The following is a 12,973-nucleotide window of genomic DNA, read 5'->3' as shown; positions in this document are numbered from 1 at the left end:
AGAATATTATGCGTTCATATTTACTGGTTAATTTATCTTTATAGCAGTTAGCTTATCTGCATCACTAGATAATTCCCATTTTTAATACAGGAACTCCGATATTATTGGCATGGTTAAGAATTCGTTTTATGCTTTTTGTAGACATATCTGTTAATAAAACAAAGACGGTATAAATCTGAACATACCTAAAAATGGTCAGATATTATACCGTCATTTATTTCATGATAGAGATGATAGGATTCGAACCCACGACTTCTTACATGCGAGGCAAGCGCTTTCCCACAGTGCTAGAGCTACATCCCCACGTCTTTAGCTAAGAGACAGGCTCCCGCGTCTGCCTCATCAAAATATTATTCCTAGTACTTAATCACCGTCAAAAGCATTTTAAACCGTTTCCTGGCTTCCAAACCGTGGGGAACGTCGGAGGGCATGATCAGGGTCTCTCCCTCTTTCACGATCAAGACTTTATCTCCGATGGTGATTTCCGCTTCGCCATCCAGAATCTGCACCATGGCGTCTCCCGAAGTGGTATGAGTGCTGATTCCCTCCCCCTCATCCAGGGAAAACAGGGTAATGCTGACGATAGGAGTCTGAGCAAGGGTGCGGCTGATCACTTGTCCCTGTTGGTAAGTAATCAGCTCTTTCAGGTCCAGAACTTGGGAAAACTCAATATTTTTCATAATTTGTGCCATTATAAAATCCCCCTTTTTCCTGCAGGCCATTTGCTTATGATTCAATCATTTGCTTATGACTTATTCTAACCTGAATTACCCTAAAAAAATGTGATTGGAATCACTTTCCAATTCTCTTTTTCAGCAAAGGACAATTTTAGTTGGATAGACTGGTTATGGGGGCAGGAATTCTGCCGCCCCGCCGGATAAATTCACGGGAAGAGAAGGGGTTCAGCTTAATCACCGGGGCGCTGCCCAGCAGTCCGCCGAACTCAACCCGATCCCCCACCTTTTTGCCGATGGCCGGTATCACCCGTACCGCGGTTGTCTTCTTATTAATCATGCCGATAGCAGCCTCGTCGGCGATAATCCCGGCGATGGTTTCCGGCTCCACATCTCCGGGGATAGCGATCATATCCAATCCCACCGAGCAAACACAGGTCATGGCCTCCAGCTTCTCGATGCTCAGGGCGCCGACTTCCACAGCTTCGATCATGCCTGCATCTTCGGAGACAGGGATAAAGGCTCCACTTAAACCGCCCACATGGGAGGATGCCATGGCTCCTCCTTTTTTCACCGCATCATTAAGCAGGGCTAAAGCAGCCGTGGTCCCATGGGCGCCGCAGCGTTCCAGTCCCATGTTCTCAAGAATTTCTGCTACACTGTCTCCCACAGCCGGGGTCGGTGCCAGGGAAAGATCCACAATGCCGAAGGGAACCTGCAAAGCTTGGGAAGCTTCTCTGCCAATCAATTCTCCCATGCGGGTAATCTTAAAGGAGGTTCGTTTAATGAGGTTGGCCAGTTCTCCCAAATCCGCCTGGGGGCTTTTCTTGACGGCATGGGCAACGACGCCGGGACCGCTGACCCCCACGTTGATCACCGCCTCCGGCTCTCCCACGCCGTGAAAGGCTCCGGCCATGAAGGGATTATCCTCCGGGGCGTTGCAGAAGACCACGAGCTTGGCTGCGGCGATGCCATCCTGAGCCGCTGTCCGCCGGGCGCTGTCCAGGATGACTTCCCCCATCCTCAGCACAGCATCCATATTGATTCCGGATTTGGTGGAACCGATATTCACCGAGGAGCAGACAAACTCTGTCTCCGCCAAGGCTTGGGGAATCGCTTCAATTAAGGAGCGGTCTCCCTTGGTTAAGCCTTTTTGAACGAGGGCGGAAAAACCTCCCAGGAAGTTAATCCCCACCGTCTTGGCCGCTCTGTCTAAGGCTTTAGCCAAGCGGACCATTTCTTCGGGATTAAAGTTGGAGCCTAAAAGGGCCACCGGAGTTACCGAGACTCTTTTATTGACAATAGGAATGCCGTAACGAGCGGCTAAGCTTTCCCCTACACTGACTAAATGCTCAGCTTGACGGGTAATTTTATCGTAGATTTTTTGTTCCACCTGTTGTACATCATCTCCGGCACAGTCCAACAGACTTATGCCCATAGTGATGGTACGGATGTCTAAATTCTCATTTTCCACCATTGCAATGGTTTGCAGTATTTCCTGAGGAGCCAGATGCATTTTCACTATAATCCCCCCTATACTCGATGCATGAATTCAAAAATATCTTCATGCTGGACATTGACCTTTAAGCCCCGGGCTTCTCCCTCGCTTTGCAATTGCTTGGTGAGCTCGGTTAAGGAGGAGGCCGTGGATTGAGTAACATCCACGATCATAATCATGGTGAAAAAACCCTGGAGAATAGTTTGACTGAGATCCAGGACATTGATGGATTTTTCAGCTAAGCGCCCGGTCAGCCAGGCGATAATTCCTATTTGATCCTTGCCTAAGATGGAAATAATCACGCGATTGGACGTATCACGGGTTGGTTCTAAGCTCATTTTTCTTTACCCCTTTTCTTTTTTGTTTTTTTCCTTTCTTTTCACCAATAAAAAAAAGCCAAATCTTAAGTTTGACTCCGGTACACGAGCATTTGCGAACCCGCTTATTGGCAGTTATCGCCTGCCTTAGCATCGTTCACAAACTATGCGCTCTGTCCTTTTGCCTGAGAGATTGAACAGCTTTGCTGTCTTGCCCCTTCGGCGTCCTTGCGGAACTCTCCAGAGTTCTGTCCGTTTTCAGTTCATCATGGTTAGCTTACCCTGTTCTCCTGAAAACCTCATCCAGTTATTCACTTCTTTTCAGTATTATAAACATCCTTGCTCATAATTGCAAACCTTTGTTTTTAAGACTCTCCCTAATATAATAGAAGTGAAGGTAAATTACTGCTCAATTAAGCAAACCCATTAACATAAGGAGTTGAGGTATTGACTATGAAGGTTATTGCTGTTAATGGCGGCCCCCGCAAGCAATGGAACACGGCTACATTATTGCATAAAGCCCTTGAAGGAGCGCAATCTGTAGGTGCCGAAACAGACCTGTTTCATCTTTATGATCTGAATTATAAAGGATGCATCAGCTGCTTTGGGTGCAAACGCAAGAACTCCAGCCGGATAGGGCATTGTGTCCTTAAAGATGAGCTGACCCCCCTTTTGGAAGAAGTGCTGAAGTGCGATGCCCTGCTGCTGGGTTCGCCCATTTACTTTGGCAATGTCACCGGAGCAATGCGCTCCTTCCTGGAGCGGCTGTTTTTCTCCCTTCTTTCCTATAATGAAGGCCAGCGTACTTTTTTCCCAAGAAAAGTGGCCTCAGGTTTTATCTACACGATGAATGTTCCCGAAGATTTCCTGCCTCAGCTTGGTTACGAAGCGGTTTTTAAAGCCAATGCCCGCAGCCTCGAACTCCTTAATGGACCTTCCGAATATCTCCTGGCCACAGATACCTATCAGTTTGACAACTACTCCAACTATGAAGCCTCTCGATTTAATGAGCAGCATAAAGCCCAGGTGCGCCAAGAGCGATTCCCTCAGGATTGCCGGCAAGCCTTTGACCTGGGAGCCAGGCTGTCCGGGCGTAATGCTGAATAGATCGTGAAAACTCTCTCCCTCCCCTATTTTTAATATATTATGGTTTGGCGGATTGGTTTCCAAACAAAAACGCATCCCAAATTGCGGATGCGTTTTCGCCTGTTTATCGCCTTTAATCCAGATATTGAGATTGGGTCAACCTGATCATCTCCACCTTAGAATCCGGCTTCACATTCGTATTGACCAATTGGTTATCTTCCCTGTTATAGTCGAAGATCATGAGCTGACCATCCTCCAGCAGATAGAAGCCTTCCAGAGGTCCTTCACCATGTCTGCTTTCAAAGGGTTTGTATTTGTCAGCATACACGTCCTTAATTCTCTCAGCGGTATCTCCTACCTTGGCACCGAGGTTGGTGGCGAAGTCCGCGGCAATAGCGTCAATCTCCAGCACTTTGCCGGAATCTTTTCCGACAATGAGCCTGATGCCTTGCTTATACTCTCTGCTGTACCAGGCTTCAGGGAAATGCCCAGGCTCATCATAGAAAGTTTCTTGATAGTCCTTGCCTAAGATTTTCTCTGCCTGGCTGAAGGGATCGCCCAGATGGATGTTTCCCAGGCTGGCACTTTGTTCTGTCTCGTTACCTTGTCCTACACCAGGGCCTGTCTGTCCTTGGTCCCCGACCGGCAAATCCGTCCCTACCTGCTGCCCGGGTTTATCCAGATCAGCATTTTGATCCTGGGGCGTCTTGGCCGCACAACCCGCCAGTAAAAGCACTGAAGCCAAAATAATCAGGAATCTCTTAAACACTGTGCATCACCTCGGTAGTTCTTCTTAACAGAGAGTATCTCCATCCCCATTTCTTTTACTCTTTTCACTGGGATTATTTTTTGCTCCGGGAAAGAGTGCGCTTTACTCCAAAAGCCCCTCCTCCCAGAACTACCGCAGCACCTAATCCATAAAGCATAGCGTCGGAACCTTCTCCTTGAGCCTCGTCACTTTTAGCGGAAACACCCTCCGCCTGCGCCTCATTCCTTGTCTCCCCACCGGAAGCCAGAGGATTCACAGCCGGCTCAGCTCCGCCTGCAGCTGCGGCTAAAGGCGAAGCGAATTCCCCTTCAACCACTTTCACCTTTTCCTTACCGAACCTATCATAAAGATATTGAGCACTTTCTTCACTATAAGGCTGAATGCCGATCTCTACATAATCACTCATAAGGCCGGTATGAGTGACAGAAAACCCCTTGTCCCCGAACTCACCGCGATGTTCCTCGAAGATAAATTGATAGATCCCTTTGTTCAGTTCCGCCAGTGCCGGATCAACTTCTTGCCCAGGGCTTACCACCGGATCACTGGGTTCAACCATCATGCTCGCCAGGGCCGGCTGGACACCTGAAACCTGGCCCATATCTCTGTCTTCACTTGCATACACCGGAGCGGAAGCGGCCAGAGTCAAGCACATCCCCAACATCAAAGTTCTAGAAATTTTAAATTTAAACATAGAATCCCCTCCCATTCCAATACCTCGAAGCATCATAGCTGCTACTGGTATATAAGACGGGAGGGGATGTTTCTATCTGACGATTTTCTTCATCCGTTTTTTGGAATTCAAATCACTAGAAACTAAAGGCTATAAACTCATTGGTCAGTTGCTCACTGATCTTCGTAACACGATTCAAGGCTTCCGATATGGATTTGGCCTCCGTTTGATTGATTGTGGAGCTATTGAGTATTTTGTTAATAATTCCATCCATGTCCTTAATTTCTCCGGCTAAGAAGTGGAGCAAAGGAACGGTGCGATGATTGGTTTGTTTTATATTGGCAACCAGCTGCTGGATGAATTGGATGGATTGCTTGCTTCTTTCCGCCAACTTTCTTACTTCATCGGCGACCACAGCGAAGCCTCTCCCCGCTTCTCCGGCACGAGCTGCTTCAATAGCTGCATTAAGAGCCAGCAGATTGGTTTGATCCGATATTTGTTTGATGGTATTAATCAGCTCATCAATCTTCTGGGTATTGGTATTGAGATCATTGGTAACTTCAATGGTTTCGTCGATACGCTCCACTTGCCTCTGGATGCGGTCGTGGGCTTCATGGATACTTGAATTCGTATCCTGCATAAAGTTCACGATACCTTCCATTGAACTCATAACTTCCTGAATATGAGCATTTAAGTCAAAGCTGATCCCTTGGGTGTTGGACAGTATTTGATTAAAATTAAATTCTACCACCTTTTCGGTCAGATGCAGTATATCCTCAGGTTTAATGGCCCGATTAAATCCGATAATAGATACCCTATGTTTATCAAAGTATTGTCCGTAATGAGTCCAGAGAACTCCCTTAGGCCCTACATAGCCCTGCATGCCAACGATGTAATCAGCTTGCTGCAATATTTCCTTAGCCTGATCATTAGTCATCTCAGTAAATGGGAGAAGACTATAATTTACATGGTCGACCTCATGCTCATGAAGGTATTGCTCTATGGCTTTGGCCTGGGAACCGTTATTGTTAAAGATCACCACATTGGCTCCTGCGGGAAGGCGGGCAACTCTTATGTAAAAAAGGTCTTCGGGAACGAGCTCCAGAGGGAAGATCTTTTGTCTGACCACATATTTAGAGGCTTCCTCCACCCTTGTGGGAAGGACAATATAAAGATCGTCGTTTAAATTGGCCGGAACCTTTTTGATATAATATTTGTTTCTCATCTGGACTTTATGTCCAAAGTATAGAGAGGTGACTCGGTGCAATTCATCAGCGACTGCCTGGGAACTCCCGATGGTAGATATATTCATTAAGCGATTATTCATTTTCCACCCCCATCATGTGAAAGTAACCACAATGATTAATGTATACACAATTTTGACATTTCTCTGCAAAAGTCCTCTATTCTTTCAATATGATTTTTTAATGCTAACGATTAAAATAAATGAGGTTACACCTTCCACGTAAAAAGGGGCTGCTGCGCAATGAAATAGTTCATTTCGCAACACACCCCCGATTAGCACTCCCTAAAGATGCTGCCCCAAATTGCCAGGTAAATCCTTGATAAATTTCTTCTTTACCTTCGATGTGATACAAGTCCATGGGTTTAGTCAGTTCCGGCGGAAACGGATTTTGCAATAAATTAATCTTCATGAGCAGCTCAGAAACAAATTGAGAACAGAAGTAGTGATTTTCTCTGCGCATGGGGATTTTCATGGCGGCAGTAAACAGCCCTAGAAAATTATATCTTAAGAATTGGTCGGCTGCTATAAACCGAGACAGTTCATTGATCAACATCGCGTGTTGAATTTCATTGATTTTTATCCGGTAAACAATACATTCGCAATTGCTCTTTTTTAAAAAAACACCCTTATTAAAATTTTCTCTAATAAAGCCGGCAGAAAATGGATTGTTGGGCGTAACCCGTCCAAAAGAATACATGGTTTTCAAGTCATGGTCAAGGCTGATGGATGTATGAACATATTTTTCCCCAGTAAAAAGAGTCAGAACCCTGGAAAGCCATGTGCCTGTTTTCGAAAACACAAGATAAACATACAAGGTTCGAAACACCTCCGCAGTTACTATCTTTTACGGCGATCCGGTCCGGTCAAAATCAAAAACAGGAACACACCAAAGCCGACGAGAAAAAACATCATCAGTGAAGCTATGGCAATAAACACTTCCCCTGTAGCAAATCCGGCAACTGCAGCCGAAAACATACCAAAGAGCAGCAGTCCCACCGACAAAGCATAAAGCCCTGCTCTTATCTTATTCATAGCATACTTTTGGCGGGTTTCTCTGGTCAATAGGCTGTATGTCAGCAGGGCACCACCGGCAACGATAAATATTCCTGACCCTGATATACTAACAGCATCCAGCTTCATGAAGTATAACATAGCAACATTAAAAAATCCAAATAAAATTATCAGCGACCCTGCTATAGTTCCGGCGAGAGAAATTCTTGCCGTCATGGTGGAATAAACGGCTTGTTTTGCTTTATCCTGGCCAATCTGCCGCATCTCCGCCACCAAACCGCTCAAATCCCCTAAGGACACGATCGCTTCCTTAAACGCCTGGTCTTCACTTATCCCCCTATTTTTATAGTCTAAGGTTTTCTCATTCAGATTGGTCGTTATCTCCTCCTTTAGATCAAAGAGCTGCTGACTTGCCCCCACTCCGGCGAATAAAGCGTCGATATAGGCTGAGATTTTATGCTCCAACTCGTGTTCAGTCTGTCTCATGTCCACCCATTCCTTCCTGATCTATCCTATTAAGAACCAACTTATCCAATATCTTTTTCGCCAGGCACCAATCCTTGATATTTTTCTCGTAAGTTTCCAAACCCTTATCTGTAATCCGGTAATATTTTCTTCTGCCGCCGGAGGTTTCGTCTCCCCAATAGGAAACGATACAACCTTCTTGTTCCATGCGCCGGAAAGCTGTATAGAGAGTCGCCTCTTTCAGTTCATATTGATGGCCGCTGAGCTCAATTATCGTCTTATAGATCCCATAGCCATAACTATCCCCTTGGCGCAAAACATTTAAAATAACGGTATCCGTATGCCCACGAATAAGATCGGTAGAAATTGTTGCTGCCATAGACTCTCACCTCTTGATATATAACGTATCACACATTACTATGTGTGTCAAAGTAATATGACAGACACTTTCTCATCAATTATTTTTTCATCAGTTATTTTTTGCACTATTATTATTGTTAATATTTCTATACGATAGTATAATATTAGTCATAAGGATAAAAATATACTATAGTATATAATCATTAGGGAGGCTTTACCGAGACATGATGAATAGAAGAGAACGCAAAAAAGAAGAAACCAAATCAAGCATCATCCACTGTGCCCTGGAACTATTCAGGGCGAAAGGCTTCCCGGAAACTTCTATGGAAGAAATCGCTGAAAACGCCGATATTTCCAAAGGCACATTGTACAACTACTTTGAAAATAAGGAGTCCATACTCAGTGCCTATGTTCAATCTGCCATCATGGATTTCGGCGAGGAGATGGAGGCTCAACTCAAGGAGCACAGAGGAATCGCAGCACAGCTTCGGCTCTTGCTGGATTTCAGACATGATTTTTTCGGCAAAGATCCGGAGCTGACAGCCATCTACTTAAGTTTCAGGATGCAGACCCTTTTTAATATTCCCTCAGCCAATCCTTTCAATCATCCCCACCGCAGTGGGTTAGAGAAGGTCATTCTCAATATGATTGCCGAAGCTCAAAAAAACGGGGAAGTGAGGAAGGACATCCCGACTCTGGTTTTAGCCAGGAATTTTCAGCTTATCACCGTAAATTATTTCATCTCCTGCCAGTTTGTTCAGGAACCTGCAGAGCTGGAGCAGTTGCGGGAGCAGCTCATTGAAGTGCTTTTAAGTGGGGCTAAAGCTTAAGGAGGTCACGTTATGGAAGAGCATTACACTTTATTCTTTAATGATATTGATCAAAGGGATCTGCCACTCGTTGGCGGAAAAGGAGCAAACCTTGGAGAAATGACCAAAGCAGGCTTTCCTGTACCCTATGGTTTTTGCGTAACCACCGCAAGTTACCAAGAGTTCCTTAGGGCCAATAACCTCCCTGCCTATATAGCTGAAACCATTAAAGACGCCGGCTTAGAGACGATTAAGACCATTGGCTCAGCCATTCGGGAAAGACTCAGGATGGCGGAGATTCCCCAGTCTGTCAAAGAAGCCGTCCTCCATGCTCTGCAAAAATCAGGGGCACAACACTACTATGCCGTCCGTTCCAGCGCCACCGCTGAGGACTTGGCTTTCGCCTCCTTTGCCGGTCAACAGGATACTTATCTGAATATCAAGGGGGAAGAAGGAATTCTGGATGCTGTTCGCAATTGCTGGGCCTCGCTGTTTACGGATCGAGCCATCCTCTATCGTATGCAAAACGGCATTGACCAGGAAAAGGTCTATATGTCCGTGGTGGTTCAAAAGATGATTTTTCCCGAAGTATCCGGAATTATGTTTACTGCCGATCCGGTGTCCGGACACCGGGGTCTTATCTCCATCGATGCCGGCTATGGCCTGGGGGAGGCTCTTGTCTCCGGACTTGTCTCACCGGATATCTATACCTTTAATAAAGCATCAGGCCAGATTCAGAGCAAATCCATCGCCGAGAAAAAGCTGGCTATCCTGCCCGTCCCGGGCGGCGGAACCGAAAAAGTGGCAATCACAGGGGAAAAAGCCACCCGTCAAGTTCTTGATGACTCTCTGATTCAGGACTTAGCCGAACTTGGTAAAGCTATCGAACAGCACTACGGCTGCCCCCAGGACATCGAGTGGTGCCTGAGCTCCGGGCTTTCTGCCGATGGTTCGCCGACTCTGAGCATTCTGCAGAGCCGGGCCATCACCTCCCTCTATCCTCTCCCCACGCCCCTCCCCCAAGATGATGCCTTGCATGTCTATGTTTCCTTAAATCATATTCAGGTTATGACCGATCCTATTTCCCCTCTCGGCATTGATATGCTGCGGCTGATGCTTCCCTTTGACAAAGGCACCCGCAGTGCTGAAGAGTATCAGCGGGTCAAAGAGGCGGCCGGCAGGGTTTATATCGATATCAGTGAAATCCTGGCTCTTAAAACCGCCCGCAAAGCCTTTCCTCTCTTCTTTAAAAATGTGGACGCTCTGGCTGCCGAGGCCATGGCTGAACTGATCAACCGGCCCGGCTTTACCGGTCGTATCAAAAAGGATGAAAAAACGGTTAAAGCTTTTAAAAGCTTTTTTAAGCCTATTGTCTTTAAGGCTATCCAAGCCATTCTTTTCAAGAGGCCCGAGGGTGCTATCCAATCTATCCATGACTATATTGAAAACCGGGTCAGGGATGCTGAAAAGGCCATAGAGCAAGCCAAGCCGGGCACCGACCGACTGGAAGCGATCAGGAGAACGGCAGATTTTACAGCTGATTTCAAAAATCTCCTGCCCAGACTGATACCGGCCATCGTAAGCTTCAAGGCTCTGGAGCATTGGGAAGAAAAACTGCTGGGAAGCCGGAACTACACCAGTATCCTTGTCACCGGGCTGGAAGGAAATATCACTACAGAAATGGGGCTTCTCATCGGCGATTTGGCTGATCAGGTACGCCGCTCCCCTGATTTAATTCATGAGTTTGAAAATGAAGATTACGGCACCTTGTTCACTCGTATTCATAACCTCCCCGGGCACGAAACCTTCAAGGAAGCCTTCCGCACTTTTATGGCCAAATACGATATGCGGGCCGCCGGTGAGATCGATATGGCCAAGGACCGCTGGATCGAGCATCCCGAGCCTTTAGCCAAATCCATTCTGGCCATCGTCCATTCTGCTCCGGAAGGCATTCACCGCCAGGAATACCAGCTTACCAAGGAAAAAGCCCTGAAGGCGGCGGATGATCTGGTTAAGGAAGTGGCGGACAAACATGGCCGGCTGAAAGCCAAGCTTGTCCGCAGGCTGATTAGAATAGTCCGCAACTATCTGCCTGTCCGTGAACATCCTAAATATTTGATCATGAAACTGATCCTGCTTTGTAAGCGGGCCTTTTTAGCCGAAGCCAAATACCTGGTAGAAAAAGGTCTGCTGGCAACCGAAAAAGATATTTTCTATGTGAACTTTTGGGAGCTTTATCAAGCCATACAGGATAACCACAGCCTCACCGGGCTGGTGGAGCAAAGGAAAGAAGAGTACCGCCACTATAAGAAGCTCAGTGCTCCCCGCCTCCTAACCAGCGACGGCGAAGAGCCTAAGGCCAGCTACCAGAGAGAAGATCTTCCCGTCGGCTCCTTGATCGGCATGCCTGTATCCTCGGGGAGGGTTGAGGGCATCGCCAGGGTAGTCACCGACCCTGCCCAAGCCTCTGTCAACAAGGGGGAGATCTTAGTCGCTCCCTTTACAGATCCCGGCTGGACTCCTCTTTTTATTAACGCTTCCGGTTTGGTCATGGAAGTCGGCGGCCTGCTCACCCACGGGACCGTGGTAGCCAGGGAGTATGGCATCCCCGCTGTGGTGGGAATAACGGATGTCACCAAAAAAATCAGAACCGGCCAGAAGATCCGCGTGGAGGGCGATGCGGGCTATGTCCTGATTCTTGATGAATAGGAGGGGATGCTTTATTCTTGGCTTTATAGGCTTGCTCTTTGGCATGTTTTCCATTGGTATGATGCAGCTTATTTTAGCAACGGCTATGCCCTTTATCGTAGGAGAAATCGGAGGAAGCGCTCTGTACGACTGGGTTTTCTCCAGTTACATGCTGGCCTCCATCGTCACCATCCCCCTTTTTTCCAAGTTTGCCGATATCTATGGCAAGCGGAAATTCTTCATCCTGGGCATGTGTTTCTTTGCTTTAGGCAGCCTCTGCGGCGGTCTCGCCACCAGTATGCCCCACTTCATCGGGGCAAGGGTCATTCAGGGGGTCGGAGCCGGAATCATCAGCCCCGTGTCCATGGCCATGGTCTCCGATATGTTTCCGGCTGAGCAGCGGGGAAAAATGATCGGCCTGTTTGGCCTGGTTCAACTTCTCTCCAATCTTCTAAGCCCGCCCCTGGGCAGTTTTATCACCAGGGAATTAGGCTGGTCCTGGATCTTCTTTTTGAACCTGGGGATGATTGCCTTCTCCATGCTCCTGGTGCTTCTGGGCAAAACGGTACAAGAGAACAAAAGCAGCATGAAGCTAAAGGAGATCGATATCCTGGGCGGTTTGCTTTTTGGAGGCTTCTGCCTTCTCGCCGTCACCCTTGCCAATGCCTTCAGCCATCAGGGCCGGTTCGGCTTGTTAGAATCTGCCCTGCTCCCGGCTTTGCTTTTCACCGGGGCAATGCTGGTGATCAACGAAAGAAAACAAAAGAATCCCATCATCAAAATGGAATTCCTCAAAACTAAAATTATTCGCCGCTCCCTCATCAGCGCCATTTTGTCGGGAGCCATCATGTACGGTCTGGCTGCGCTCCTCCCCCTCTGTGGAGTCATGCTCAGCCGGCAGGGCTTCCCGCTGGATGAAAGCAAAACCCTTCTGATCTTTATGGTCAGCCTCACCTCCGGGCTGCTTGGGGGCAGCCGCCTGAGCAAGCTTCAGTTAGGACAGGTCCCCAGATATCTCTGGCTTCTGCTTTCTGTCAGCTCTGTTTTTCTCTTGTATTCTCTTTATACCGTTAAGCTCGTCCCCTTCTGCCTATGCTTGATCCTGATGGGCTTATGCGCCGGCGGGATCATGGCCACCTTCCTGATCAATTCTCAAAACGCTGTAGAAAGTGCGGATAGAACGGTGCTCAGCGGCTTGGTCCAACTGGGGCGGTATTTTGGTGCCTCCATCGGAGTAACCCTGCTGATCGGCATGCTGCCCGAGGTCGGCCTCACCAGCGGAGTCGGGGAGTTTACCGGTTCTTTCGGACTCTTGGTGATCCTCTGCCTTGCCGGGGTGCTTAATGAGCTACTTTGACACTGGGGTGCTCAATAAAATTC

General features: G+C 47.5%; 13 protein-coding genes, 1 tRNA gene and 1 riboswitch. Of the genes, 4 read left to right on the top strand and 10 right to left on the bottom strand.

What is annotated here, in order from left to right; genetic code table 11:
* Positions 1–225 precede the first annotated feature (225 nt).
* From DHAF_RS05665 to DHAF_RS05650, 4 genes are all read right to left on the bottom strand, one after another.
* Positions 226–303, bottom strand: a tRNA-Ala gene (locus tag DHAF_RS05665).
* A 53-nt stretch (positions 304–356) separates the two neighbouring features.
* Positions 357–692, bottom strand: coding sequence for a cupin domain-containing protein (locus DHAF_RS05660; protein WP_015943224.1), 336 nt, complete (start codon positions 690–692; stop codon positions 357–359).
* Positions 693–828: 136 nt separating this feature from the next.
* Positions 829–2,196, bottom strand: a complete 1,368-nt coding sequence (locus DHAF_RS05655) for a PFL family protein (protein WP_011461680.1) — start codon at positions 2,194–2,196, stop codon at positions 829–831.
* An 11-nt stretch (positions 2,197–2,207) separates the two neighbouring features.
* Positions 2,208–2,510, bottom strand: coding sequence for an ACT domain-containing protein (locus DHAF_RS05650; protein WP_011461681.1), 303 nt, complete (start codon positions 2,508–2,510; stop codon positions 2,208–2,210).
* Between the two features lie 142 nt (positions 2,511–2,652).
* Positions 2,653–2,743, bottom strand: a riboswitch (glycine riboswitch).
* A gap of 199 nt (positions 2,744–2,942) precedes the next feature.
* On the opposite strand from DHAF_RS05650, the gene DHAF_RS05645 reads away from it, so the two are divergent.
* On the top strand, positions 2,943–3,596 hold the full coding sequence (locus DHAF_RS05645) for a flavodoxin family protein (protein WP_015943223.1): 654 nt from the start codon (positions 2,943–2,945) through the stop codon (positions 3,594–3,596).
* Between the two features lie 112 nt (positions 3,597–3,708).
* Here DHAF_RS05645 and DHAF_RS05640 read toward each other — a convergent pair whose 3' ends face one another.
* The 6 genes from DHAF_RS05640 to DHAF_RS05615 form a co-directional block, all read right to left on the bottom strand.
* The gene (locus DHAF_RS05640; protein WP_005813658.1) at positions 3,709–4,344 is read right to left on the bottom strand and encodes a hypothetical protein; all 636 of its coding nucleotides are present in this window, start codon (positions 4,342–4,344) and stop codon (positions 3,709–3,711) included.
* Between the two features lie 73 nt (positions 4,345–4,417).
* A complete protein-coding gene (locus tag DHAF_RS05635; RefSeq protein ID WP_015943222.1) occupies positions 4,418–5,035 on the bottom strand; it encodes a hypothetical protein in 618 nt (205 codons plus the stop codon).
* Between the two features lie 115 nt (positions 5,036–5,150).
* Positions 5,151–5,654: a methyl-accepting chemotaxis protein gene (locus tag DHAF_RS26730; protein WP_242659985.1), complete on the bottom strand. Its 504-nt coding sequence runs from the start codon at positions 5,652–5,654 to the stop codon at positions 5,151–5,153.
* A gap of 856 nt (positions 5,655–6,510) precedes the next feature.
* Entirely contained in the window at positions 6,511–7,074 is a 564-nt protein-coding gene (locus DHAF_RS05625; protein ID WP_015943220.1) for a hypothetical protein, read from the bottom strand.
* Positions 7,075–7,097: 23 nt separating this feature from the next.
* Positions 7,098–7,757: a permease prefix domain 1-containing protein gene (locus DHAF_RS05620; protein ID WP_015943219.1), complete on the bottom strand. Its 660-nt coding sequence runs from the start codon at positions 7,755–7,757 to the stop codon at positions 7,098–7,100.
* The gene (locus tag DHAF_RS05615) at positions 7,744–8,115 is read right to left on the bottom strand and encodes a PadR family transcriptional regulator (protein ID WP_015943218.1); all 372 of its coding nucleotides are present in this window, start codon (positions 8,113–8,115) and stop codon (positions 7,744–7,746) included. The genes DHAF_RS05620 and DHAF_RS05615 overlap by 14 nt, the downstream gene beginning before the upstream one ends.
* 205 nt (positions 8,116–8,320) lie before the next feature.
* Here DHAF_RS05615 and DHAF_RS05610 point away from each other — a divergent pair, with 205 nt between their 5' ends.
* Genes DHAF_RS05610 through DHAF_RS05600 form a run of 3 tightly spaced genes read left to right on the top strand, consistent with a single transcriptional unit; the run spans position 8,321 to position 12,950 of the window.
* Positions 8,321–8,926: a TetR/AcrR family transcriptional regulator gene (locus DHAF_RS05610; RefSeq protein ID WP_011461687.1), complete on the top strand. Its 606-nt coding sequence runs from the start codon at positions 8,321–8,323 to the stop codon at positions 8,924–8,926.
* A 12-nt stretch (positions 8,927–8,938) separates the two neighbouring features.
* Complete coding sequence (locus DHAF_RS05605; RefSeq protein WP_015943217.1) at positions 8,939–11,614, top strand: phosphoenolpyruvate synthase; 2,676 nt, start codon at positions 8,939–8,941, stop codon at positions 11,612–11,614.
* The gene (locus tag DHAF_RS05600) at positions 11,607–12,950 is read left to right on the top strand and encodes an MFS transporter (RefSeq protein ID WP_018306283.1); all 1,344 of its coding nucleotides are present in this window, start codon (positions 11,607–11,609) and stop codon (positions 12,948–12,950) included. Before DHAF_RS05605 ends, DHAF_RS05600 begins: the two co-directional genes overlap by 8 nt.
* Positions 12,951–12,973: the final 23 nt, after the last annotated feature.

Origin of the sequence: Desulfitobacterium hafniense DCB-2 (genome assembly GCF_000021925.1) — a bacterium.
Classification (GTDB): Bacteria; Bacillota; Desulfitobacteriia; order Desulfitobacteriales; family Desulfitobacteriaceae; genus Desulfitobacterium; species Desulfitobacterium hafniense.
Note: the sequence above shows the minus strand (reverse complement) of the source record. Positions and strands in the feature narration are given on the sequence as shown.